General features: G+C 31.6%; 26 protein-coding genes. 16 read left to right on the top strand and 10 right to left on the bottom strand.

Annotated elements, in window-relative coordinates:
- Nucleotides 1-60: 60 nt before the first annotated feature.
- The 5 genes from AC2D8I_RS13335 to AC2D8I_RS13315 form a co-directional block, all read right to left on the bottom strand.
- Nucleotides 61-621 (bottom strand): helix-turn-helix domain-containing protein, encoded by a 561-nt coding sequence (locus tag AC2D8I_RS13335; protein ID WP_484706517.1) that lies wholly within the window; start codon nucleotides 619-621, stop codon nucleotides 61-63.
- An 18-nt stretch (nucleotides 622-639) separates the two neighbouring features.
- Nucleotides 640-2,421 (bottom strand): efflux RND transporter periplasmic adaptor subunit, encoded by a 1,782-nt coding sequence (locus tag AC2D8I_RS13330; RefSeq protein WP_484706516.1) that lies wholly within the window; start codon nucleotides 2,419-2,421, stop codon nucleotides 640-642.
- Nucleotides 2,422-2,424: 3 nt separating this feature from the next.
- Nucleotides 2,425-3,660 (bottom strand): TolC family protein, encoded by a 1,236-nt coding sequence (locus AC2D8I_RS13325; protein WP_484706515.1) that lies wholly within the window; start codon nucleotides 3,658-3,660, stop codon nucleotides 2,425-2,427.
- Entirely contained in the window at nucleotides 3,650-7,444 is a 3,795-nt protein-coding gene (locus AC2D8I_RS13320; protein WP_484706514.1) for an efflux RND transporter permease subunit, read from the bottom strand. The genes AC2D8I_RS13325 and AC2D8I_RS13320 overlap by 11 nt, the downstream gene beginning before the upstream one ends.
- 134 nt (nucleotides 7,445-7,578) lie before the next feature.
- Nucleotides 7,579-7,992 carry an HYC_CC_PP family protein gene (locus AC2D8I_RS13315; protein ID WP_484706513.1) on the bottom strand — a complete coding sequence of 138 codons (414 nt, stop codon included), beginning with the start codon at nucleotides 7,990-7,992 and terminating at the stop codon, nucleotides 7,579-7,581.
- A 266-nt stretch (nucleotides 7,993-8,258) separates the two neighbouring features.
- On the opposite strand from AC2D8I_RS13315, the gene AC2D8I_RS13310 reads away from it, so the two are divergent.
- The 10 genes from AC2D8I_RS13310 to AC2D8I_RS13265 all read left to right on the top strand — a co-directional run bounded on the left by AC2D8I_RS13310 (nucleotide 8,259) and on the right by AC2D8I_RS13265 (nucleotide 16,246).
- Nucleotides 8,259-8,591, top strand: coding sequence for an ArsR/SmtB family transcription factor (locus tag AC2D8I_RS13310; protein ID WP_484706512.1), 333 nt, complete (start codon nucleotides 8,259-8,261; stop codon nucleotides 8,589-8,591).
- A 30-nt stretch (nucleotides 8,592-8,621) separates the two neighbouring features.
- Nucleotides 8,622-9,071: a DUF6428 family protein gene (locus AC2D8I_RS13305; protein WP_484706511.1), complete on the top strand. Its 450-nt coding sequence runs from the start codon at nucleotides 8,622-8,624 to the stop codon at nucleotides 9,069-9,071.
- 35 nt (nucleotides 9,072-9,106) lie between these two features.
- A complete protein-coding gene (locus AC2D8I_RS13300; protein ID WP_484706510.1) occupies nucleotides 9,107-9,733 on the top strand; it encodes a low molecular weight phosphatase family protein in 627 nt (208 codons plus the stop codon).
- Between the two features lie 79 nt (nucleotides 9,734-9,812).
- Nucleotides 9,813-10,397 carry a sigma-70 family RNA polymerase sigma factor gene (locus AC2D8I_RS13295; RefSeq protein ID WP_484706509.1) on the top strand — a complete coding sequence of 195 codons (585 nt, stop codon included), beginning with the start codon at nucleotides 9,813-9,815 and terminating at the stop codon, nucleotides 10,395-10,397.
- Nucleotides 10,398-10,647: 250 nt separating this feature from the next.
- On the top strand, nucleotides 10,648-10,884 hold the full coding sequence (locus tag AC2D8I_RS13290; RefSeq protein WP_484706508.1) for a thioredoxin family protein: 237 nt from the start codon (nucleotides 10,648-10,650) through the stop codon (nucleotides 10,882-10,884).
- 22 nt (nucleotides 10,885-10,906) lie between these two features.
- Nucleotides 10,907-11,881 carry a permease gene (locus AC2D8I_RS13285; protein ID WP_484706507.1) on the top strand — a complete coding sequence of 325 codons (975 nt, stop codon included), beginning with the start codon at nucleotides 10,907-10,909 and terminating at the stop codon, nucleotides 11,879-11,881.
- 21 nt (nucleotides 11,882-11,902) lie between these two features.
- Nucleotides 11,903-12,262, top strand: a complete 360-nt coding sequence (locus tag AC2D8I_RS13280; protein WP_484706506.1) for a hypothetical protein — start codon at nucleotides 11,903-11,905, stop codon at nucleotides 12,260-12,262.
- A 119-nt stretch (nucleotides 12,263-12,381) separates the two neighbouring features.
- Nucleotides 12,382-12,723 carry a heavy-metal-associated domain-containing protein gene (locus tag AC2D8I_RS13275; protein ID WP_484706505.1) on the top strand — a complete coding sequence of 114 codons (342 nt, stop codon included), beginning with the start codon at nucleotides 12,382-12,384 and terminating at the stop codon, nucleotides 12,721-12,723.
- 216 nt (nucleotides 12,724-12,939) lie between these two features.
- Nucleotides 12,940-13,905 (top strand): thioredoxin-disulfide reductase, encoded by a 966-nt coding sequence (gene trxB, locus AC2D8I_RS13270; RefSeq protein WP_484706504.1) that lies wholly within the window; start codon nucleotides 12,940-12,942, stop codon nucleotides 13,903-13,905.
- A 121-nt stretch (nucleotides 13,906-14,026) separates the two neighbouring features.
- Nucleotides 14,027-16,246 carry a tetratricopeptide repeat-containing hybrid sensor histidine kinase/response regulator gene (locus tag AC2D8I_RS13265; RefSeq protein ID WP_484706503.1) on the top strand — a complete coding sequence of 740 codons (2,220 nt, stop codon included), beginning with the start codon at nucleotides 14,027-14,029 and terminating at the stop codon, nucleotides 16,244-16,246.
- A 53-nt stretch (nucleotides 16,247-16,299) separates the two neighbouring features.
- On the opposite strand, the gene AC2D8I_RS13260 is transcribed toward AC2D8I_RS13265, so the two are convergent.
- The 4 genes from AC2D8I_RS13260 to AC2D8I_RS13245 all read right to left on the bottom strand — a co-directional run bounded on the left by AC2D8I_RS13260 (nucleotide 16,300) and on the right by AC2D8I_RS13245 (nucleotide 20,028).
- Nucleotides 16,300-17,130, bottom strand: a complete 831-nt coding sequence (locus AC2D8I_RS13260) for a GIN domain-containing protein (RefSeq protein WP_484706502.1) — start codon at nucleotides 17,128-17,130, stop codon at nucleotides 16,300-16,302.
- 166 nt (nucleotides 17,131-17,296) lie between these two features.
- Nucleotides 17,297-19,174, bottom strand: coding sequence for a PspC domain-containing protein (locus AC2D8I_RS13255; RefSeq protein WP_484706501.1), 1,878 nt, complete (start codon nucleotides 19,172-19,174; stop codon nucleotides 17,297-17,299).
- Nucleotides 19,167-19,511: a PadR family transcriptional regulator gene (locus tag AC2D8I_RS13250; RefSeq protein ID WP_452597166.1), complete on the bottom strand. Its 345-nt coding sequence runs from the start codon at nucleotides 19,509-19,511 to the stop codon at nucleotides 19,167-19,169. The genes AC2D8I_RS13255 and AC2D8I_RS13250 overlap by 8 nt, the downstream gene beginning before the upstream one ends.
- A 70-nt stretch (nucleotides 19,512-19,581) precedes the next feature.
- Nucleotides 19,582-20,028, bottom strand: coding sequence for a DUF4870 domain-containing protein (locus AC2D8I_RS13245; RefSeq protein ID WP_484706500.1), 447 nt, complete (start codon nucleotides 20,026-20,028; stop codon nucleotides 19,582-19,584).
- A 142-nt stretch (nucleotides 20,029-20,170) separates the two neighbouring features.
- Here AC2D8I_RS13245 and AC2D8I_RS13240 point away from each other — a divergent pair, with 142 nt between their 5' ends.
- The 5 genes from AC2D8I_RS13240 (at nucleotide 20,171) to AC2D8I_RS13220 (ending at nucleotide 23,396) form a co-directional block, all read left to right on the top strand.
- On the top strand, nucleotides 20,171-20,632 hold the full coding sequence (locus AC2D8I_RS13240) for a DUF4442 domain-containing protein (RefSeq protein WP_484706499.1): 462 nt from the start codon (nucleotides 20,171-20,173) through the stop codon (nucleotides 20,630-20,632).
- A gap of 65 nt (nucleotides 20,633-20,697) precedes the next feature.
- Nucleotides 20,698-21,495, top strand: a complete 798-nt coding sequence (locus tag AC2D8I_RS13235) for a TIGR00266 family protein (RefSeq protein WP_484706498.1) — start codon at nucleotides 20,698-20,700, stop codon at nucleotides 21,493-21,495.
- A gap of 147 nt (nucleotides 21,496-21,642) precedes the next feature.
- Nucleotides 21,643-21,840, top strand: coding sequence for a hypothetical protein (locus AC2D8I_RS13230; protein WP_484706497.1), 198 nt, complete (start codon nucleotides 21,643-21,645; stop codon nucleotides 21,838-21,840).
- 107 nt (nucleotides 21,841-21,947) lie between these two features.
- A complete protein-coding gene (locus AC2D8I_RS13225) occupies nucleotides 21,948-22,316 on the top strand; it encodes a hypothetical protein (protein ID WP_484706496.1) in 369 nt (122 codons plus the stop codon).
- Nucleotides 22,317-22,358: 42 nt separating this feature from the next.
- Nucleotides 22,359-23,396 carry a transporter family protein gene (locus tag AC2D8I_RS13220; protein WP_484706495.1) on the top strand — a complete coding sequence of 346 codons (1,038 nt, stop codon included), beginning with the start codon at nucleotides 22,359-22,361 and terminating at the stop codon, nucleotides 23,394-23,396.
- 125 nt (nucleotides 23,397-23,521) lie between these two features.
- Here the strand turns inward: AC2D8I_RS13220 and AC2D8I_RS13215 are convergent, their stop codons facing one another.
- Nucleotides 23,522-24,460 (bottom strand): LysR substrate-binding domain-containing protein, encoded by a 939-nt coding sequence (locus AC2D8I_RS13215; protein ID WP_484706494.1) that lies wholly within the window; start codon nucleotides 24,458-24,460, stop codon nucleotides 23,522-23,524.
- 121 nt (nucleotides 24,461-24,581) lie between these two features.
- On the opposite strand from AC2D8I_RS13215, the gene AC2D8I_RS13210 reads away from it, so the two are divergent.
- Nucleotides 24,582-25,061, top strand: coding sequence for a Dps family protein (locus AC2D8I_RS13210; RefSeq protein WP_484706493.1), 480 nt, complete (start codon nucleotides 24,582-24,584; stop codon nucleotides 25,059-25,061).
- Nucleotides 25,062-25,219: the final 158 nt, after the last annotated feature.

Raw genomic sequence — 25,219 nt, 5'->3', positions numbered from 1 at the left:
GTTTATTAATTATACTGTGAAATTGCAATATTATGGTTGCTTTATTGTGCATAATTTTGGTTAAATTTCATCTAATGTTTTTCTTATTCCAACGGCCTTAAATTGTGTCGGAGTTAGCCCTGTTACTTGTTTGAATTGTCGAGACAAATGCTGTGGGCTACTATAGTTTAACTCGTATGATATTTGTGAAAGATTTAATTCATTGTATTTTAATAACTCTTTTACTTTTTCAATTTTTTGATGGATAATATATTTTTCAATAGTTTTACCTTCTACATCAGAAAATAGTTTACTTATTGTTATGTAATCTACATTAAATGTACGGGTTAGTATTTTTGAAGTATTGGTTTCATGATGATCCTTAGAATGGTGAATACGATTAATAAGTAACGATTTTACTTTATTAATAAGTTGCTTATCCTTGTCTTCCAATATTTCAAAACCTTCCTTTTCGAGAATCGAGTTAATTTTACTTTTTGAGGATTCAGTAACTTCAGTATCGAAATGAATCGTGCCAAAAAGGACTTCGTTAAAGTCTATATGATGTTTTATAAGTTCTTCTTTTATGACTTTGATGCAGCGTTTGCAAACCATATTTTTTATGTACAAAACTTTACTCATTTTAGAATCTTTTTTAGGTTATTCAATGGTTTCTTTTACACTGCCACAAGCTAGCATAGCGCCACCAAAATATGGATTAACGATATGCTCTTTTTCACTTAGCCAGTGGGCGCCTTCGTTACTATCTGCCATTGGACAAAAATGGCGATACACTTTTTTATTGATGCCAAATAACTGAACAGCTGTTGTTAAATGCGATGAGAGGTCTTTAAAATGTAATCTCTGTGCTTTAATCGCTGTTGTTTTAGCTATTGCATTAGCCGCAGATTTAATCTCTTTTTCTAATGGCATCCATTGCATATGTGCATTGTTGTTTGGAAGCTGCGTCATATCCACTTGATTTAAGCTGTTTAGTAACGCTTTAGACGCTTTAACAACTTCTTTTGAGTTATCTGTGATTAAGATGTCTTTTAAGGTTATATAATCTTCAAAAACAGTTTTTAATTGTTCTTGAAATGTAACAGGGACTTTTATTCTTTTAGTCATTGTCGTGTGATCACCCATATGTTTTTCAGAAGACATATCCATAGAAGACATTGTCATATCCATTTGCCTTTTCTTTTGGTTCATCATCGATTTTTTACCTTGTAATTGTGCTGCTGCATCTACTGTGAAAGCACCGTTAGTCACAATTTCATCACCGTTTGCTAAGCCATCTAAAACTTGATAATAGCTACCAGTATGATGGCCTAGAACAACTTCTCTCATTTCAAAAATAGGAGCGTCTGGATTTGTTTTAACATATACAACAGAGCGCTTCCCTGTCCACAAAACAGCCGACGATGGAATGCTTAATAGTTTAGTGTTTTCGGAAGTTGTATTTTCAATCTTCCCTTCTATAAACATCCCTGGTTTTAAATCTTTATTTTTATTATTTAATACCGCTCTTACTACAACGGTTCTTGTTTTTGTATTTAAGATAGGGTCTATAAAGCTTAATTTTGCTTTAAACTCTTTGTTAGGGTATGCTTTTGTTTTAACAACAATTTCTTGGCCTTTTTTAATTTGACTAATTTGATTTTCGTAGGCATCAAAGTTGGCCCATACAGTAGCAAGGTTTGTGACTTTAAAAATGGGGTGTCCATCCATAATATGAGCTCCTTCGTTAACTATAATTTCAGAAACGATTCCTGAAACATGGGAGTAGATAGTGAATTCAGTTTTTACTTGACCTGTTGTTTCTATTTCTGATAATTGAGAACCATGGATTTTCCAGTTTTTAAATTTGTTGCGAACGGCCTTATATAATTGTGGTTGCGTTTCTTTAATGCGATATGCTGTAATTAATTCTTGTTGTGCTGCAACTAGATCGGGAGAATAAACTTTAGCAATGGCTTGACCCATTGTAACATATTCACCTATTGAATTTACATATAATTTCTCAATGCGGCCATTAAAGTGAGCGGGTTGTGTTGCGGTTATATCTTCATTAACCATTATTTTACCAGATAAGGTTAGCGTATTAGCTTTTATAGTATTGTTCCCTATAATAGATGTCTCTACGTTAGCTAATGCCATAGCATTTTTTGTAAGCTTAAATTCATCGACTTTTAAACCTTCAGATGTAGATTCAGCAGGGATTAAATCCATACCACAAATGGGGCATGCTCCAGGTTCTGGTAGCATAATTTGCGGATGCATAGAGCAGGTCCACATTTCATTTGTAGTTTCTGCTTCGCTATGATTATGAGTCGTTTCTTGGCTTTCTGTAACGGTATTATGTGTTGTATTTCCAAAAGTTAACCAGCCTATTAGTAGGCCAATGATTAGTATGCCGATATAAATGATATATTTTTTCATTTTTTAATTACTTAAATAATTAATAAGAGTTGTTTGTGTATAATAGTCTCTAATAGACTCAATTTGGTTTATTTGGAATTTCAATTCTAATTCTTGAATATCCAATATGTCATTAAAATCAATCGTTCCTGTTTCGTAATTTTTGACTAAAATTTCTTCAGCATCTTTAGCTTGTTTTAAATTTTTTGATTGCGTATTATAGCTAATTCTTGCAGAAATGCGTTGGTTTACTACTTTATCTAATAGCGTTTCCAGTGTGTTTAGTCGTTCTTGTTTTTGAAAGATTATTTCTTGCTGTTTTAAGTTGTTTTGCCTTGTTTTTGATTTGTGTTTTTTATTAAAAATAGGAATTGACAACTTTACAAATGGCATTGTTATATCTTTACCATTATCGCTAAAATTCATATTTGGGCGTTCTGCAACAGCAACATAATCTAAGCCAAAACCTAGTAATGGCTTGCTTTCTTTTTGATTTAATAATTCGGATTGTTCAACAGATTGGTACAACTTATCATACTTAATTAATTCAGGGTGTATGCTTAAATTTTCTGTATTAATCAAGCTGTTTTCTGAAGGAATACCTAATATGTCTATTACGTTAATGGCGATAGATTTATCTCTATTTAATAATTTGTTGAATGCCGTTTGTTCAGCCAAATACTGTTGACTTAATACTTGCTTTAATTGTTCTAGTTCATTTTGACGCATTTGTAGTCGTAATACGTCTACAGCAGAAGCTTGATCAATTTCTACAGCAGTTAAAGCTAAAGTTTCATACGTTTTGAGTAAGTCAATATTTTCTGATAAAACTTTTTGTTTTGCATTAAGTGCATATAAGTTGTAATAGGATTGTGATACAGAAGTCATTAGTTTTCGTTTTGAAATAACAACCTCTTCATATTTAGTATCTGCCAATGCGCTCATATAATTTTCTCTAGCGGTAATTGTACCAAACCAAGGGAGCATTTGTGCTACCGAGACCTTGAATTTTTGAGCTCCTGTTCGTGTTTCTGGCTCGCTAATAAAATAACCTGCTGAAACATCTGTATTTGGAAGTGTATTTACTTCATTTACTTTTTCTGAAGCAATTTGGTATTGCAATTCAAATTTTTGAATCTCTGGGTTATTCGCCATCGCTTCATCAATTAATATTGCTAACTGTTGAGCGTTTGCAACTAAGCTTAAGAAAAGTAATACAAAAGTGATGACTGTCTTTATATTTAAGGTCTTATTTTTCATTTGTTAATAAGATTTTATTCTTGTTGTTAAGTCTTGCTTTTAAAGTTATTTCATTTTTCCAACTATACAAAACAGGCACAATAAAATAGGATGTAATATCTATAATCATTCCGCCAAAAATGGGGATTGCCATTGGAATCATTATATCGCTACCTCTTCCTGTTGAGGTTAATACTGGTAATAAAGCAAGAATGGTTGTAACGGTTGTCATTAAACACGGTCTAATGCGTTTACTAGCGGCTTCTAAAGCGGCCAATCGTATTGTTTTTTTAGTTGTGGGTTTTTTGTCATTAAAGACTTGAGTAAGATAGGTTGCCATAACAACGCCATCATCTGTAGCAATGCCAAAAAGAGCTATAAAACCAACCCAAACGGCGACACTTAAATTAATAGTTTTCATATTGAAGAGTTCTCTTATGTTTTCTCCAAAAAAGTTGAAATTTAAAAACCAATCCTGCCCGTATAACCAAATCATTACAAAACCACCAGCAAATGCAACAGTAATTCCTGTGAAAATCATTAAAGAAGTGGTTACAGAACGGAATTGAAAATAGAGTATTAAAAAGATAACAAATAATGCTAATGGGACTACAACAGCTAATGTTTTCTCTGCTCTTAATTGATTTTCATAGGTCCCCGTGAACTGATAATTAATACCTTTAGGAACAACTAAGGCACCAGAGTCTATTTTTTCTTGAATTAAACGTTGCGCATTTTCAATTACACTTACTTCTGCGAATCCATCTAATTTATCAAATAACACATAACCTATTAAAAAAGTGTCTTCACTTTTTATTATTTGTGGGCCTTGTTCGTAACGAATACTTGCCAATTCTTTTAAGGGGACAGGTTTACCTTTTTCTACAGGAACATAAATACCTTCCAAATCGGTAGGAGTAGCTCTTAGTTCTCTGGGATAGCGTACGCGAATCCCGTAGCGTTCTCTACCTTCAACCGTTTGTGAAATTTGCATCCCACCAACCGCTATTTTTAAAACATCTTGTACGTTTTCTACAGAAATGCCATAACGTGCAATTTTTTCTCGATCAATATCAATTAATAAATAGGGCTTTCCTACAATACGATCTGCGAATACAGCTTCTTTTTTTACGCCTTCAGTTTGTTTTAAAATGTTTTCTAATTGAACTCCAAAGGCTTCAATTTGTTTTAAATCTTGTCCTTTTACTTTTATTCCCATTGGAGCACGCATTCCTGTTTGTAACATAACTAAGCGTGTTTCTATAGGTTGTAATTTTGGAGCAGATGTTATTCCTGGTAATTTAGAAACTTTAATAATTTCATTCCAAATATCGTCTGGATTTTTTATTTTAGGTCTCCAATTACGGTAAAAAGCACCGTTATTATCTTCAATTAAATTATCTGAGGTGATATTATATGCTGTAGCAATGTGCATCTCTTTGTTTATGGTCGTCTTTGAGTTAACGGCTAAGTTTTCATTATAGATCAAACGGCCATCTTTTAATTCAAAAAAGCCATCTGAATTCACCTTATAACGCTGACGTTCTCCATGTGCATTCAGCATATATTCTGGCTTATACTGAATCATATTCTCATACATCGATAATGGTGCAGGGTCTAAAGCCGATTCTGTTCTACCTGCTTTTCCAACTACTGTTTTAATTTCAGGAATACTCGCAACGGCCATATCCAATTGTTGTAATACGCGTTTATTTTCTTCTACGCCAGCATGAGGCATAGAGGTTGGCATTAGTAAGAAAGAGCCTTCGTTTAAGGAAGGCATAAATTCCTTACCTGTGTTTTTCATTATATAGAAGCCAAAGATGACAATGCTTGTTGGAATAGTTAAAAACAGTATTTTATTTTGAAGTGCCCATTTTAAAATGCGAGTATAATAGTTTTGGAATACAGTAAAAATTCCTAGCAGTCCAAAGCAAATAATGGCAACAAAAACAAGGTTTAAGAAAAGGCTTTTATCTACACCCAATGGTCTCCAATAGCTAGCCAAAAGAAAAACAATAGCGAGTATTGAAATAATAATGTTAATGACATTTTTAGTAAGTACAAAACGAAAGGATAGGAGTGAGATATTGAATGCCTTTTGAGGTATTAAAGCCGTTATTCCAAAACCAAGTAAAACTAAGCCTAACCAATTTCCATATATAATAGTAATAACACCTAAGATTATTAATAGGCCTGAAATGATGTATTTAGAAGTTGTTCTTAGCGTTCTTTTTCTAAATAAAAAGGCTGCAAAAGGTGGTATTAAAAACAGCGCAATGACAAGTGCTGCAATTAAGGCAAAGGTTTTTGTAAAGGCTAATGGTCTAAATAATTTCCCTTCAGATCCAATCATTGTAAATACAGGAATAAAACTGATTATAGTTGTCATTACTGCTGTTACTATGGCTCCAGAAACTTCTGCTGTTGCGTTATAAACGAGGGTGTTTATGGGGCGTTTTTTAGTGTCTTCATCTAAATGGCGTATCACATTTTCAGAAAGTATGACCCCTACATCGACCATAGTTCCAATGGCAATAGCAATACCCGATAAGGCAACAATATTTGCATCGACGTTAAATAATTTCATTGCTACAAAAACCATCAACACGGCAACAGGCAGTAACCCCGATATAAGAATAGAGGCTCGTAAGTTAAAGACCATTACAATAATGACTAAAATAGTAATGAGTATTTCTAAAGTCAAGGCCTCGTTAAGTGTGCCTAATGTTTCTTGTATAAGCTCTGTTCTATCGTAAAAAGGGACAATAGTTATTTGTGAAGTACTCCCATTTGATAGCACTTTAGAAGGTAATCCAGGGCTTAATTCGTTTATTTTCTCTTTTACATTATTGATTACTTCCATTGGATTTGCGCCATATCTTGCAACAACAACGCCACCAACAACTTCGGCACCTTCTTTGTCTAAAATACCTCTACGTGTTTCTGGTCCGAGCGAGACTTTTGCGACATCCTTTATTTTTATTGCGGTAAAATCTTCGGAGGTTACGACTGCATTTTCTATATCTGCAATCGATTTTACGTAGCCCAAACCCCGGACTAAATATTCCGCTTGATTAATTTCCAGAGTTTGTGCTCCAATATCTTTATTACTTTCTTTAACTGCTTTTACAATACGGTCTAATCCAATGTTATATTGGCGCATTAATTCTGGGTTAACATCAATTTGATATTCTTGAACATAACCGCCAATAGAGGCTATTTCCGAAACGCCACTTGCAGAGGATAATGCATATTTTACATAGTAATCCTGAATGCTTCTTAATTCGTGTAAGTCCCAACCTCCAGTAACATTTCCATGTTCATCTCGTCCTTCAAGTGTATACCAGTAGATCTGACCTAATCCTGTTGCATCTGGACCTAAAGCAGGATTAACATCATTTGGTAATAAATTATTTGGTAATGAGTTTAGTTTTTCTAAAATTCTACTGCGGCTCCAGTAAAATTCAATATCTTCTTCAAAAATGATATAAATGCTTGAGAAGCCAAACATAGACGAGCTACGAATGGTTTTAACTCCTGGGATTCCAAGTAAAGAAGTGGTTAATGGATAGGTGATTTGATCTTCAATATCTTGAGGGGAGCGCCCATCCCATTTTGTGAATACAATTTGTTGATTTTCTCCAATATCTGGAATAGCATCAACAGCTACAGGGTTGTTAGGTAAGATACCGGTGTCCCAATTAAAAGGCGTATTTACAGTTCCCCAGCCTATAAAAAGAACGAGTAATAATACAGCTACGAGTTTGTTTTCTATTAGAAATTTTATGCTTTTATTTAGCATTATTTATGGTTTTTAAACAATTTAACAATTGGTGTAGAAAACACCATATAGTTTTTCTGCAATGAAATAGGCAGAGCATTACCATAATAACAGTACGTTATTGGGTAATATAGTCTAAATCTATGGTTTAAAAATCAAATTAAATAAGTCTCATCAAGCTTATATATGGACTTTGCGAACAAAGGAGGGATATACTCTTCGTAGGAAGTTGTATTTTTATTTGTGCCTTCAAAAAGGCTAATGTAAGTGTGTGAAAATGAAACTATAAAAAGTTTCTGAGTTTTAGAAAAAGTATGGGACGATAGACTTAATTCATCCTGGCCATCAATAGCAATTTGTTCATTGTTGCAACAGCTATTTTGAGTGATAGTGCATGCTTCTTTGGGGGCATTTTGCGTTTTCATTCCACAGGAATGTACTTTGCTAAAAACAGAAGTATCTACTAAAGTATCTCCGCAATAATGCATATCTATAGTGAATGACAATGTAGAGAAAAGCACTACAAAAGCCATTATAAAAGATATTATTTTAGAGAATACGTGTTTCATTTCAAATGCAAAGATATTAAAATCAGATAAAAACTGCTGAAAAATATGTTAAACAAGACTATATTTTAATTCACTTGCTAATACAAATGTCATATAAAACATAAAAAAGTTTGTGCATAATTTTGGATGTATTTTATCAATTAAGCTAGCCAGTTAAGCTTTTAATATATGTTTAGAGTTCCTGTGTAATGAATAGAAAGATTAACTATAATAGTTTTTGGGATACATATATTAATTGTAATATTGCGATATAACAATATTTAGATATGGGTGTATCAAAAACAGAAATATTTTCGGAAGAGCAAAATGAAATTGCAAGGTTTGCAAAGGTTTTTGGGCATCCAGCTAGGATTGCCATTTTGCAGTATATTTTTAAGAAAAACGCATGTGTTTGTGGTGATTTGGTAGGGGAGATAGGATTAGCTCAGCCAACCATATCTCAGCACTTAAAAGAATTAAAACACTTGGGGTTAATTAAAGGTAATATAGAAGGGACAAGTGTGTGTTACTGTATCGATATAGAAAAATGGACACAAATGAAAGTAATAATGACCTTGTTTTTAGACCAAGATATTATAATAGAAAAACAGTGTTGCTAACAAGAACGTTTAATTATAACAATAAATAAAATGAAATTATCTGAAATTAAGAAAGAACTAAAGCAGCTGGATCAAATCGCGTTTCAATTGCCTAACGGAGATCTTGTACCTAATCATTTTCATGTTACAGAAGTCGGTAAAATACAGAAAGATTTTATTGATTGTGGGGGGACTGTTAGAAAAGAAGAAGTTGTGAATTTTCAATTGTGGAATGCAAATGATTACGACCATAGACTGCATCCTGAAAAATTATTAAGTATTATCGAATTGTCTGAAAAAACACTTGGAATAGGTGATTTAGAAATAGAAGTGGAATACCAAGCCAATACGATAGGTAAATTTGGATTAGATTTTAATGGTGAAAACTTTTTGCTAACCACCCAGTTTACAGATTGTTTAGCCAAGGATAACTGCGGTGTTCCTGTAAAAGAAGATATAAAAACAGCATCAGTTTGTACACCTAATAGTGGCTGTTGTTAAGTTAAGAACGGGTATTAAATTTATATAATAGCGTTATGTATTTGAAATTAGAAAAGAGAATTCAATCTTTAAGGGTTGATCAGATATCTAAAACACGTAAACTTATTTTACAGCCTTTAATAGATTATATTATAAAAAAGAAGGAAGCAAAAGAAATAATTGCGCTTAATTTTATTTGTACACATAATTCTAGACGAAGTCATTTTTCTCAAGTATGGGCACAAACTTTAGCGCATTACTTTAATATAAAAAACGTATTTTGTTATTCTGGCGGTACGGAGGCTACAGCTCTTTTTTCTGTGGTAGCAGAAACATTGGTGGAATCAGGGTTTAAAATAAAAAAACTGAGCGAAAACAATAATCCTGTTTATAGTATAAAATATGCAGATAATGCGCATTCTGTGATAGGGTTTTCAAAAACATTAGACGATGATTTTAATCCTAAATCTAATTTTGCAGCGATTATGACCTGCTCTCAGGCGGATGAAGATTGTCCCTTTATAATTGGTGCAGAAAAAAGAATACCGATCTCTTTTGAGGATCCAAAAATGTTTGATGGTACTTCTTTACAAAATGAAAAATACAATGAAAGAAGTGTGCAAATAGGCACAGAACTTTATTATGTGTTTTCTCAGGTAAATAATTTAAAAACAAAAGAGTAAAGGATGTGAAGCTTGAGTGTTTGTATATTTAATGCAATTACTTGTACTGTAATGACAATAATGATTTAATAAGTTAACGATGAAAAATGAATGTTGCAATATAAATGAGGTTGTACAAGAATTTTATAATTACTTAAAAGCATATATTTTTAAAAAAGTTAGAGATAAAGCCATAGCTGAAGATGTTGTTCAAGAAGTAATGATTAAACTTATAGAATCTCACCAAAAATCTAAAAAGGTTACAAATGTTAAAGCATGGCTTTTCCAGGTAAGTAGGCATACAATATATGATTATTATAAAAAAAATAATTTAGAATTTAGTCTTGACGAGGATTGGGATCTTGGAGAAGAACCAACGTCTACGTTTTCAAAAATTGTAGTTTCAGATTATGTTATCCCTATGATAAAATTATTACCAGAACAATATGCATTACCGCTTCATTTAAGTGATATCGATAAAATGCCACAAAAGGAGATCGCGAAACAATTTAATCTCAGTGTATCGGCTACCAAAATGCGTATTCAACGGGCAAGAGTAAAATTAAAGGAACTTTTTACAGACTGTTGCTATATAGAGTACGATAAAAATGGGAATTTTATGAGCTGTACAATAAAACAGTCCTGTGAACCACTTCATAATGTTTCAAAACAATTAAAAAAATAATTTAAATGAATTTAACGATTGAGACAGTCTTAATCGTTTTTTTTTTTATTTCATTGTTTTTATTTCTGAAACTATAGTACTACTTGTTTAAGTTGTAAGGCTCTTGTATTCAGGGTTTTTTGTGTGGTTTTTTAGAATAAAAAAGAGGTGAGTATAATTTTTTTTTAAAATAATTCAAAAATAATGTGTCTTTTAGGGAGGCTTTCAGACTTCATAGTAAAGTTTAATTATTAAAATAAATAACAGAATTATGAAAACTGAAATTAAAATATTACACGCGTCTTGTTGTGGAGCAAATTCACCTATAAAAAAACATATCGAAAAAGTAGCCTTAGAGAATAACATAGCGGTTACTATTGAAGAATTTTCAGATCTAAAAGATACCATGAGTTATGGTACGATGACTTTTCCAGCATTAGTGATTAATGGAAAAGTGTACGATTATAAAAAATACATTGAAGACGAAAAATTAGTCTCCATTTTATAAAAATCATTATTACATTTTAGAAATGGAAACATTAACACAATGGCTTTCCAGTATCGCAGATTATTTAGTTTACGATTTACTGGGACTGGCCCAAGCAGAAGTCTTTAGTAGTGCGTTGCATTATTTTATAATAGGATTTACAGAGATTGTCATTTTAGTTATACTGGTAACATACCTTATGGGGATTGTTACCAGTTACTTACCAATGGATAAGATTCGCGTTTATTTAGAAAAAAATAAAAAATCTGGTCTAGGTAATATTTTTGCATCCTTATTAGGAGCTATAACTCCTTTTTGTTCTTGCTCTTCGATTCCTCTTTTTGTGGGAATGATGCAGGCACGTATTCCTTTAGGTATAGCCTTGTCTTTTTTAATAACATCACCATTAGTAAATGAAATTGCAATAGCTATTTTTTGGGTGTCTTATGGTTGGAAGGTTACTGTAATCTATGTTATAACAGGAATTGTTTTAGGTGTTTTAGGCGGGATTTTATTAGAAAAGTTAGGAATGGCAAAATATGTCGCAGAATGGATTAAAGAATTGGGTGAAAATAAAGCTGAGGTAGTTAAAGACAATAGACGTTTTATGGAACGTTTACCTGAGATAAATACAGAAGCTTTAAAAACACTTAAAAAACTAATTCCTTATATTTTTATAGGCTTAGCTATTGGTTCTTTTATTCATGGTTATGTACCACAATCCTTTTTTGAAACATATATCTCTAAATCCAATCCTTTAGCAGTTCCAATTGCCGTTATTTTGGCTATACCTTTATATATAGATGCTGTTGGCGTTTTACCTATTATAGAGTCTTTAGTTGCTAAAGGCGTGCCTTTGGGAACGGCTATAGCGTTTATGATGGCGTCGATAGGGCTTTCCTTACCAGAAGCTTTATTACTTAAAAAAGTAATGCAAAAAAAATTAATTATAGCATTCTTTACTACTATTGGTATCGGAATGATTATTTCTGGATTCTTCTTTAACCTTATTTTTTAACCCCAATTTACACACATACTTATGAAAAAATCATTATTATCTTCTATAGGCGCTATATTTGTTGCATTAGCAGCTTGTACTTGTTGCATTGGCCCTTTAATGGCATTAGCAGGACTCTTAGGAGTAACAGCTTCTCAATTAGTCTGGTTATCGAATATTAAAGGGTACCTTGTAACATTTAGTTTATTGGCTATCGGATATAACTTATATAGAGCGTATTACCCTAAAAAAACACAAGACTGCTGTAGCATAAATCAATCTGAAGCTTTAGACCAACTTAATGCTACGGAGAAAAAAACAGTTTCCATTTTTCAATCGAAGAAATTCCTGTGGGCCATAGCGGTACTTACCGTTATTATATTGCTACTTCCTTATTTATAGGTTCAATTTCTGTGTAGCATTATTAAGTATACCTTAACAATAGTGGCGTTTATAACGCACAATAAATATTATGGCAAGGGGCGTCCTTGTGTATCTAAACAATTATTAAAACTAATATTATGAAATTAAAAAACATTTTTTCAGCGCTTGTTTTTTGCGCTGTACTTTTAACCTCTTGTGATGGAGTAAGCCAATCAAAAAACTCAGAACAAGAATCCCATTCAAAAGAAGTCGTTCTTAATAAGAATGTAAAGAAAACCTATAAATTAAAAGGGTTTAATAAATCTTGCTGCTATGGAATTATCAATTATTCTTTAAAAGAAGTGGATGGATTTATTAAATCTGAAGCTAATGTTAAGAATCAAGAATTGACTGTTTGGTATAATACTGAGAAATGTTCAGAAGCAGAAATAAAAAAAGCAATCAATAAAACACCATATAAAATAGAGAAGACACTTTAAGTTAAAAAGCGATTATATTTTAATCATTCTGCTGTTAAAAAACGCACGTAAGTTAATAGCAGAATGCGCTTAATATATTTAGAAAAGTAAGACTATAATAAGTTTCATTTATCATACTTCATAAGAATAAATTATTAAGGCATAACAACTTTTAATAGTTTGCATGTAAGTTTTATTGTAAAAATTCTACTTTTGCCTAATATAAAAAGAATTTAAATGTCAGATACAATCGAAAAAGTAAAATGCCTAATAATAGGATCTGGACCTGCAGGCTATACTGCAGCCATTTACGCAGCTAGAGCAAATATGAAACCTGTTTTGTACCAAGGAACACAACCTGGTGGACAATTAACAACAACTAACGAAGTTGAGAATTTTCCAGGCTATCCAGAAGGAATTACTGGACCTGCGATGATGATGGAATTGCAAGCGCAAGCAGAACGTTTTGAAACAGATGTACGAGATGGTTGGGTTACTAAAGTCGATTTTTCAGGAGCTGTACATAAAGTTTGGATCAATGAAACGAAAGAAATTCATTGTGATACGGTTATTATATCTACAGGGGCAGCAGCAAAATACTTAGGTTTAGAATCTGAACAAAAATATTTAAAATTAGGAGGCGGTGTTTCCGCTTGTGCTGTTTGTGATGGGTTCTTTTATAGAAATCAAGAAGTCGTTATTGTTGGTGCAGGCGATAGTGCTTGTGAAGAAGCTCATTATTTATCTCAATTATGTACAAAAGTGACTATGTTGGTAAGAAGAGATGAGTTTAGAGCATCCAAAATTATGGCACATAGAGTAACTAATACAAAGAATATTGAAATATTGTTTAATACCGAAACAGAAGAAGTTTTAGGAGACGGACAAGTTGTTACAGGGGTTAAGGTTAAAAATAATAAAACTCAAGCAGTACAAGATATTCCTGCAACAGGTTTTTTTGTGGCTATAGGACACAAACCCAATACAGATATATTTAAAGGCTTTTTAGATTTAGATGAAACAGGTTATATTATTAATGTGCCAGGAACGTCTAAGACAAATGTAGACGGTGTTTTTGTAAGTGGAGATGCCGCAGATCATACGTATCGTCAGGCTATAACAGCAGCTGGTACAGGTTGTATGGCTGCATTAGATGCAGAACGTTATCTCGCCGCAAAAGAAGAGCCTGTTGAAGTCTCTTAAAAAAAAATAATAGTAAGATTTATAAAACCGAAGCCATGGCTTCGGTTTTATGTTTTTATTCCAAAAACGCAAATCATTAACTTAAAATTATTATTTTGCACCTTTAAACTAGTTATCCCTAATGACTATTAATAGCCTCCAAAATATAGAAAGTATTAACTTACTTTTAGAAAAAGCCTATTCAGGACGGACAAGTGATTTACCCAAGAGTATTAAAACAGCCAAAGAAGCTTTAACTGTAAGTATGCGCTTAAATGATAAAGCAGCCATTGGAAAAAGCTTGAATCAATTGTCTCTTTATTATATGATTATTAGTGACTTTAATAAGTCTAAGACTTATGCTAAAGAAGCAATAGCGTGTTTTACATCAATAAATGATGAAAAAGGTATTGCAGACTCTAATTATAATATTGGAAGTATCCACTATAAAACAAATAATTATCATTTAGGATTGAAATATCTTCTTCAGTCCTTGAGTGTTTATAGAAAGTATAACGATTTACATAATCAATCTAAAGTAGAGAAATCCATTGGTACTATTTATGAGTATATCGGAGATACATACAATGCCTTTAAATCTTACAAAAGCGCTATACAAATAGCAAGAAGAATTTCAGATTTAGATTTGGAATCAAATGTCTGTAATAATTTATCAGGATTATTATTAAAAAAGCAAATGGTAAAATTTGCGATGCGAATGATAGAGCATTCTATTAAAATAAAAAAAGAAACCAAAGATATTAGAGGCTATGGTTTTGCAATTTATGGTAGAGGGAAAGTACATTTCGCTAATAAGGACTATGAAAAAGCGGAGACCGATTTTTTAGAAGGGATTACCATTCATAGAGACATTGTGGAAAACATGGGAGCAGCTATGGGACTCCATAAGGTGGGGTATATGTATTTTACGTTAGGCTATTTAAAAAAAGCACAACAATTTATTGAGCAAGGCTTGGCATTAAGTATTAAGTACAATATGTCTATGCTAAAAATTAAAAACTATCATCTTTTATATTTAATTCAAAAGGAAGAACGTAATACAGAAAAAGCTCTAGAGTATCTGGAAATTTATTTAACAGAGAAGGAAGCCGTAATTAACACGCAAACTTTAAAAATTATTGAGAGTTATGATTTAATCAATAAAATGAATAAATTGGAGAGTGAAGCTTTTCTTCAAAAAATTAAACAAAAGAATATTGATAAAAAAAATAATGAAGAACAGCGTTCCGTAAGGTTGAAAGAACAATTTTTATCCATAATGAGTCATGAGATAAGAACACCTCTTAACGCTATTACAACAATAGTTTTTCTTTTGGAAAAGAAAGTAAAAGGGGAAAGTAAAGAATTGTTACAAAGTCTTCAATTTGCTTCTAATAACTTAATTAATATTGTTAATGATATATTAGATTTCACCAAATTAGATGCTAAAAAAGCAAAATTAGAGTTAGCTAATTCTAGTTTTCATAAGCTATGTGATAAAATTTTAAATTTACATTTAAACGTAGCAAATAAAAAAGGTTTAGATCTTTTTTGGGAAAATGATATTCCAAAAAAACAGCATTATCTTATTGATGAGACAAAATTGGCACAAATTCTTAGTAATTTAATAAACAATGCCATTAAGTTTACAGAAAACGGAAGCGTTACCTTTAAAGCAAAGTTAGTAGCGGAAAATGAGGATTACGATACGGTAAGATTAAGTGTTGCAGATACAGGGGAAGGAATACATGAGGAAGATAGAGCTATGATTTTTAAAAGTTTTTCTCAAGTAAAACCTATTACAACTCGAAAACAAGGCGGCACAGGTTTAGGTTTAGCAATAGTAAAACGACTAGTTAAATTACACAAGAGTGAAATTAAAGTAATAAGTAAGGAACATAAAGGATCAGAGTTTTATTTTACCATAGATTTAGAAAAAGTAAAGATTGTTAATGTTGAAAAAAATAATGATTTTCACGAATTAAACGGAACACGAGTATTATTAGCTGAAGATACTCCTATTAATTCCATGCTTATTAAAAAATTATTATCCAATTGGGGTGTTCTTACAGATCATATTGTAAATGGAAAACAAGCTGTAGAATTTGCTAAAAAGAAGCAATATGATTTTATTTTAATGGATATTCATATGCCAGAAATGGATGGATTAGATGCTACGCGATTAATACGAACAACAGATAATTTTAATAATAATACGCCTATTTTTGCTGTAACTGCCGATGTTATGACCAATGAGAGTAAGGCCGATTTAGAATTATTCGATGGTATTTTATGGAAACCCATAGAGATTGAAAAGCTATATTCTACTTTAACAAAAGCAATAAAAAAAAACGCCATTTAGAAGAAGATGATCAAATCAAATGGTAGGCCTAATTACTTATAACAGAGGTGTGTTTATTTTTTTTTCAAAAGAGCTTGATCATTAAATGATTTTAGTTCTATTTTTGGATTGCCATAAATGTATGTCTCAGTAGTCCCGGAAGCTTCAATGGTAAGCGATTCTATAGTTTCTATATATGCACTAGCTTTAGTTTCTATAGCTAGGGAACAGTTTTTAGCAGTTAACTTATTCCCTTTAAATCGGGAATAATTATCTAACCTTAATTTTAAACTGTCTGTATTCCCTTCAATTTCAGCAATAGTACGTTGGTACATATCCATTTCTATTCCAGTTGCATTTATTAAAGCTTCTATTTTGCTATTTTCACTTAATTCTAGAGTCGCTTTATTAGCTGTTACATTTAATTTTACTTTACCTTTATCGCCATTAACTAATTTAAATAAATCTGTTCTTAAAGTTAAATAAGCTTCTGAATCCCCTTTTGTAATCAAGGTTAAATCTTTAAATGTTAAGGTGCTTAAATTACTAATTTCAGCATCATCTTTTAATTCTATTGTATTTAATAGATCTGCAGCTGTAACTATAATTTCTAGTGTTTTATGAGATGTAATACGATGCGTTGAACTAAATTTTAAACTGCCATTTTGTACGGAGAATTCAATAACATCGTGCAGATTGTCATCGGCATTTATTTCAATAGAAGGCGTTAAACCTTGGATTAGTTTTATTTCAAACGATTCCCCAATTACGATACGTTCAAAAGCATCAATTTCTGTAATTACATTTGTGACATTTCTACTGCCTTTAATTTTTTTCTTTTTTTGAGAAAAGCCATTAAAAGCTACTAACAGTATAAATAAGAGCAGTATTGATTTTTTGTTCATTCGTGGGTTCATTTTTATAAAACAAATATAAAAAAACCATTCTAAACTTAATTAAAAGCTTAAAATGGTTTTTAGTGGTTGTTTAAATTGGTTAAAATAGTATGGCAACCAATATTACTGTGATTAATTTTACTAAAGCGATCATTATTTATTGTATTTGTTATGGTTATTTATTGTTTTTAGTGTCTTTTTTAGAGGTTACCTTTATCCCATCGTCATCTATTTTAACATCAACATTACTACTTTCTGCTTCAACGCCTTCCTCGTTAATTTTAACTTCTACAGTTTTATTTTTTACCTCAAATCCATTGTTATCAATTTTTAGTTTAGAGTGCTCTCCGTTTAAATCTACTTTAACCTTAAAAGCATTATCATTTTCGTTGGCATCATTTTCTTCTGTTACTACTTTACAATCCATACATTTTAGGTCATTATTTTCAATCTTTAAAAAATGTTCTTCCATATGTCTCCTTTTTAAAGAATTGTTGATATACCTGTAGTTATGATGATAACTTGAGGTGTTACTATCGGCATAAAATATAGAACCTATTGGCAAATATAAGGTGATTTTTAATTCCTGATCTCTATATTTTGTGCCTTCAGGAATGGTAAAATTATTATCTAATAGTAATTCGTTATTTATTAATTGGTAATGATACGAAATATTTTCGGCTTTGTGCTTTGCAGAATCGTAGGAACGCCCTCGTGCTGTCTTTACAACTTTAATTTTAGCGATACTGTCTCTTGTAGATTTTATTATAAGTCCAATGTTTTGTGAGTAAATTATTTTATCTCCATTTTCATTAAACCCAGATTTAAAATTAGAATTTCTGTAAAAATGTTCTGCAAAATAATCATTTCCTTTCATCGTAATTACTAGTGTATCATTTGCTGCTACGCTTTTGAACGTTTCAGTAGAGATAAAAGCTCCTTTTTCTTTAAAAGAGACGCTTTGCTTTACAGATAAAACAATAATTGTAATTAAACAGATCAACCAAATACCTAATAAAGTAGACTTTGCAAAAATACCAATAGATTTTAAATTGTTTATCAATATTTTTAATCCTAGATAAAAGATAAAAAATGCAATAATTCCGAAAAATAAAAATAGAATTATTGAAAGGCCCCATAATGGAACACCTGTAGCATTAACAATATCTAACCAATCGATGCCTTCAAAGCTTGCCGAGTCTACCATTTCTAGGGAAACAAGACTAACTATAAGTGTTATTAAAGTACTCGCACCGACTATCATTAAAATGATACCTATAAATTTGGCAAGCAATTTAAGAAAGAACATTAAGACCTCTGTAATGGTGTCAAAAAATGTTTTAGAACTCGATTTAATACGGTTAGTATCCACGCGTTTTACGCCTTCTGTAATACTATCGCTAGCATTACCTATACCTTCTTTTAATTTGCTTCCTGCTTTATCAAGATGTGTACTTACATTTTCTGAAGCATTTTGAAACCCATCACGAATTTTTTTTTCAATATTACTAATGTTTACAGGTTCTCCCGTCATTGTAATTTTATCGGCAGTAGATACTGCTTCAGGAATTAAAATCCACAGTAGTATATATAGAATAATACCTGTTCCCGCACCAAAAACTAAAAGTAACCAAGCAAGGCGTACCCAAATGGCTTCAATACCAAAATAATGTCCAAGACCTGCCGAAACACCACCTATATACGAATTATCTGTGTCTCTAAATAATTTTCTGGTTTTTGTACTACGTTTTTTATGAGCTGTATTAGGTTCGTCTTCAAAGATTTCATCATCAACAAGGTAGTCTTCTGGTTGTCCCATAATAGTAATAACTTGATCGACTTCTTTGTTACCTATAACTTGCTTATTGTGTTTTATAAGTTCAGAAAATAATTCTGCAATTCTTGCCTCAATATCAGCAATAATTTCAGAGCGTCCTTGAGAGTCGGTAAATGAGCGTTTTATAGCTTCAAGATAGCGTTGCAGTTTTAAGTAAGCATCTTCATCTATGTGAAAAAATATACCTGCTAAATTTATGTTAACTGTTTTATTCATTTTTAGTTGTTTTTGAGCTTGTTACTATGTTAACTGCGTTTTGTAATTCGTCCCAAGTAGTGGTTAGTTCTTTTAAAAATAATTTGCCTGTTTCGGTTAAACCATAATATTTTCTAGGTGGTCCAGAGGTTGATTCTTCCCAACGATAATTAAGAAGTCCTGCGTTTTTAAGCCGTGTAAGTAAAGGATAGATAGTCCCTTCAACGACTAGTAATTTAGCATCCTTTAACGTCCCTAATATTTCAGCGACGTATGCATCATCATCCTTTAAAACGGATAGAATGCAATATTCTAAGACACCTTTTCGCATTTGTGCTTTTGTGTTTTCTATTTTCATACGTTAAATAGATTAATTTTTAAACTGTTCATTTTTTGATTGATTGGATTGATGAAATTGATTATGCGTTTTATTTTATAAAATTAATAGTTAAAGGATAATTATATAAAATACCATCTCTTGCTTTTAAACTTGCGGTAATGATAAGCACCAATTCTATTATAAAACCAAAGAGTGCTAAAAAACCTATGGAACCTCCTATATATAATAATGGTGAAGGTTTGTTAATATTAATATGTATGCTATCAAAAGCATTAAAATCTAAAAAATTAAGATCACTCAGCAAACTAAAAGCAAAAAAAGGAATGCTAATCATACCAATGCATATGGCATACAATAAAATACTCATTTGAAAATTAATGGCTTGTTTACCATGTGCATCTATAAATTTTGATTTCCCTTTATTTATAGACCATAGAACTATAGGGCCAATAAAATTACCAAAAGGAATGATGAATCTACTAAAAGTAGATAAATGTATAAACGTTGCAATATTGTTATGATTATTTTCGGTCATTTTTAAAAGGATATAATAGTTTCTTATGCAAATATATGTTTAAAAAAAGGTATTATGTTACGCACAGTACTAAAAATTAACATAAAATTAACATTTAGTAAAGTCTTTTTTTTTCAATATTTTTGGTTTAAATATGAAAAATATGAAGTTAACACCTAGACGAATTAATATTTTTAACCTGTTTAAATTACCTGCGGTTTATTTTACAGGAGTGCGCGTAAGTGCTATTTCCCAAGCATCTTGTACCGTTAAAGTCAAATACCGATGGATTAACCAAAACCCCTTTAAATCTATGTTTTGGGCTGTTCAAGGTATGGCAGCCGAGTTAACAACAGGAGCTTTGGTGTTAATGAAAATTAGGGAGAGCGGCGAAAAAATTTCTATGCTAGTGGCCAACAATAATGCCACGTTTACTAAAAAAGCAACAGGGAAAATCGTATTTGAATGTCGAGATGGACATTTAATAGATGCAGCTATAAAAAGAACAATAAAAACAGGAGAAGGACAAACCTTTTGGATGCAATCAATTGGGACTAATGCAGATGGCGTTATTGTTTCAACTTTTAATTTTGAATGGTCTGTAAAATTAAAAACGAAATTATAATAGCCATAGTGTAACAAAACTTAAAATAAACGAACTAATAGATATATTAATCAAAAAATTAAAAAATGACTGCACATGAAATAGATTATAGAATATACGGTGAAGAAATGCAATATGTAGAGATCGAACTAGATCCTCAAGAAGGAGTTATTGCAGAGTCAGGAAGCTTTATGATGATGGATGATGGTATTACGATGGAAACCATTTTTGGAGACGGTTCACAAAATAATTCTGGATTTTTTGGAAAAATTCTAGGCGCAGGTAAACGTATTCTTACAGGGGAAAGTTTGTTTATGACCGCTTTTTATAATACTCTTACAGGAAAACGAAATGTATCTTTTGCATCTCCTTACCCAGGAAAAATCATCCCTATAGATTTAACAGGGTACAATGGGAAATTTATTTGTCAAAAAGATGCCTTTTTGTGTGCTGCAAAAGGCGTAAGTATTGGAATAGAATTTAGTAAGAAACTAGGAAGAGGGTTGTTTGGAGGCGAAGGTTTTATAATGCAAAAGTTAGAAGGAGACGGGATGGCATTTGTACATGCTGGTGGAACAATGGCTAGAAAAGAATTACGAGCTGGAGAAACACTTAGAGTCGATACGGGATGTATTGTAGGGTTTACGCAAAATATTGATTACGATATTGAGTTTGTAGGCGGTATAAAGAATACTGTTTTTGGAGGAGAAGGCCTATTTTTTGCGAAATTGAAAGGCCCTGGAGTTGTATACATACAGTCCTTACCATTTAGTCGATTGGCAGGGCGTGTATTAGCGGGGATACCACAAGGTGGAAATAGTAAAGGAGAAGGTAGCATCCTTGGTAGTTTTGGAGATATTCTGGATGGTGATAATAAGTTTTAGATTATAATTATACTTTTTTTAACTATTAAAAAAAGCTTAAGGATGTTTAAAGAATTCTTTTTTTTACTACCTTTAATTTATATAATAAAACCGTTTGCCTATAACAAAAACTACGTTTAATATTAACTAAAACCTTATTACTTAATTATGGCAAGAGCAATGTTTGAGTATACCAAAACCATACTCAATAAAGTAAGTTTTGATACTAACTTGTTTTGCAGGGAAGTAGAAAAAGCCCTTGAAAGGTTGTTACCTTATGAAATACAAGAGCTTAAAATTTACATCGAATCTTTAATACAGAAGAACCCTGATTTAAATCAATGTTTAATTTACCTTAAAGCATAAAAAAAAGCGACTGTTTAGTCGCTTTTTACTTGTTAAAAAGAATTTATATTTAATTAGTTTTTATATTTGTATAAAAAACAAGACTGAAGAAATATTATACCATATTATTGTTTTTTACTTTTATAATCAGGCCTGCTTATTATACTGGTTATGTGGCCTATTTTCAATTAAATATAGATTATATTGTTGAAACATATTGTAAAAATAAGAGCAAGCCAGAATTGCAATGTAATGGTAATTGCCATTTAACAGCCCAATTAGCTTCAGTGTCAGAAACAGATAATGATTTTGAAGGCTATACGACTTTTATAGATGTTTTTTACCCCGTTTATTTTCAAAAGGAAGTTGATTGCTCTTTATTAATTGTCAAAGACTTCGATATAAAAAATAACTGGAATTATAATTGTTGTAAGCCAAAAGGTTATATAAACATACCTTATCACCCTCCCAAATTGAGAAAAGCATATTCCGTATAACATTCTCAAAAAAATCAACTTAAAGACAAAATCATTAGTATAATGACAAAATATATAGCTGCCCTATTAATTATGGCAACAACAGTGCTGTACGCACAAGATAATAATAAAGAAACAGATATAGAAACGACTAAGACTGCTAGGCCTGATGCTCATGCACCCATTTCGGTAATGGGAGATCATACGCATGGAAAAGGTGAGTTTATGTTTTCTTACCGCTATATGTCTATGAATATGGAAGATCTTATTTTAGGAGACGAAGATGTTTCGTTTTCTAGTGTATTGCTTCCTAACGGCGGTAAATATATGGTTACTCCCACAAAAATGCCTATGCAGATGCATATGCTAGGCGGTATGTATGCGCCAAGCGATAAAATAACTTTGGCCGCAATGTTTAACTATATCACTATGGAAATGGATCATATAACAGCTATGGGGCAGACTTTTACAACTGAGTCTTCTGGATTTAGTGATGTAAAACTGGCCATGTTATACAAGCTCTATAATAAAAACGGGAGCAAGTTACACGGACAAATAGGAGTGTCTATTCCTACAGGTTCTATCGAAAATGAAGATGTTATACCTGCATCGAATGGGAATGATGTTATTTTACCTTACCCAATGCAAATAGGAAGTGGTACTTTTGATACAGAACTGGGATTAACCTATTGGAAAGTTTGGGATATAATGTCTTTTGGGACGCAACTAAAAGGAGTGCTACGTCTAGGAGAAAATGATAACGATTACAGATTAGGGAATCGTTATAGCTTAAATAATTGGTTTGCTTTAAACGCGAGTGATTGGATTAGTTTTTCGGCACGAATTGAAGGTCTTGTTGTAGACGAAATTTCAGGAGTTAATCCAAATTTAAATCCTATGATGGTTATTACAGCCGATACTAATAATTCTGGTGGCACGTTTGTAAATACAGGGCTAGGTTTTAATATTATAGTACCTAAAGGAACTCTTAAAGACTTACGCTTTGGTTTTGAGTTTGCAACACCAGTATTTCAAGATGTAAATGGGGTACAGTTAAAAACTAAAGAAACAATTACTTTAGGGTTACAGTATGCTATGTAATTAGCATTCTATATATCAATAAATAAAAAAGCTGTATAAATTTATACAGCTTTTTTATTAAAATCACATTGTTTTAAATATTGTACTTAAGGATATTTGTGCTACAAAAAATAACAGTACTATTTTTATTTTGATAATGGGCTTACTATTTCTACATTTTGAAATGCGATCGCACCTCTAATAATACCAGAGATTACGCTTTGTACCGCCTCTATTATTTGCATCTTTAATTCGCTTTTATGGTAAATAATACTCACTTCTCTAGCAGGAGATGGATCGTTGAAATAATGGATGTTGCTTTTGGCAGAGTCGTTTACATCTAAAGTATGTAAGTAGGGGAGTAGGGTCATGCCTAGGCCTTCATTCGATAGTTTCATTAACGTTTCTATACTACCACTTTCTAGTTGAAAGATATCATCATTGTGATCTTTGAATACATTGCAAAGGTTAATTACACCATCTCTAAAGCAATGCCCATCCTCAAGCAATAACATGTCTTGAATGTTTAAATCGGAAACATCTATTTTTTTCTTTTCAGATAGCCTATGGTTTTTGGGAATATAAGCTACAAAGGGTTCAAAATATAGAACACGCTCCTTTATGTTTTCGTTTTCTAACGGTGTTGCAGCTATAGCTGCGTCTAAATGTCCGTCATTTATTCTAGAAATTATTTCCTCTGTTGTTAATTCTTCAATGATAAGTTTTACTTTGGGGTGTTTTTTTATAAAAGTCTTTAAAAACATAGGAAGTAAAGTAGGCATAATAGTGGGAATAATGCCCAATTTAAACTCGCCTCCAATATATCCTTTTTGTTGATCTACAATATCTTGTATTCTATTGGATTCATTTACAATATTTCTTGCCTGATTTACTATTTTTCGCCCAACCTCTGTAAGCTCTATTGGTTTTTTGCTCCTGTCGAAAATTAATATATCCAATTGATCTTCTAATTTTTGAATTTGCATACTTAGGGTTGGCTGTGTCACGAAGCACTTTGCAGCAGCTTTGGTAAAATTTTGATGTTCTGCTACAGCCAAAACATAAGATAATTGTGTAATAGTCATAATTGATTAGATAGTTTTAGACTATAAAAATATAAAAAGCATCGATAAAGGTTATAGGTTTTAATGTTTAATTAAGAATTAAATTTGAATACATTTAATAAAAAACAAAAGTATCAATAAAATGAATTATAATAGTTTAGGTTTAGCAACGGAGATAACTAAGGAATTAGCAGATGATTTAAATCATTTATTGGCTAATTTTCAAACGTATTATCAAAACTTAAGAGGAATTCACTGGAATATAAAGGGAAAGAATTTTTTTGATTTACATATAAAATTTGAAGAATTGTACACAGATGCCAATGTAAAAGTCGATTTGCTCGCAGAGCGAATTTTAACCTTAGGGCAAACGCCATTACATACTTTTGAAGATTACAATGCTATAACAAAAGTACCTATTGGAAAAAATATTTCTAAAGATGATAAGGCAGTACGTTTAATCGTAAATTCGTTAACGGTATTATTGAAGCTGGAACGACAAATTTTAGAAAAAGCAGGAAATGCTAATGATGAAGGTACCAACTCTATGATGAGTGATTTTATTACAGAGCAAGAAAAAACAGTTTGGATGATGAACGCTTGGTTAGAAGAAAGTATTTAATTGATATATTTTCAAAACTAATAAAATAAAAAGCGCAATAAGATTAATATTTATGGCAGTATCTCATAAACTGTGTAAGTTTAAAAATCTCGGGGTTTAATTCACCCTCGAGATTTTTTTATTTATTAACTTTAACACATTTATGAAACCAGAAGATT

The sequence above is a fragment of the Lacinutrix sp. YIN62 genome, assembly GCF_057219185.1.
The sequence above is the reverse complement of the archived record's forward strand: the minus strand, read 5'-3'. Positions and strand labels throughout refer to the sequence as shown.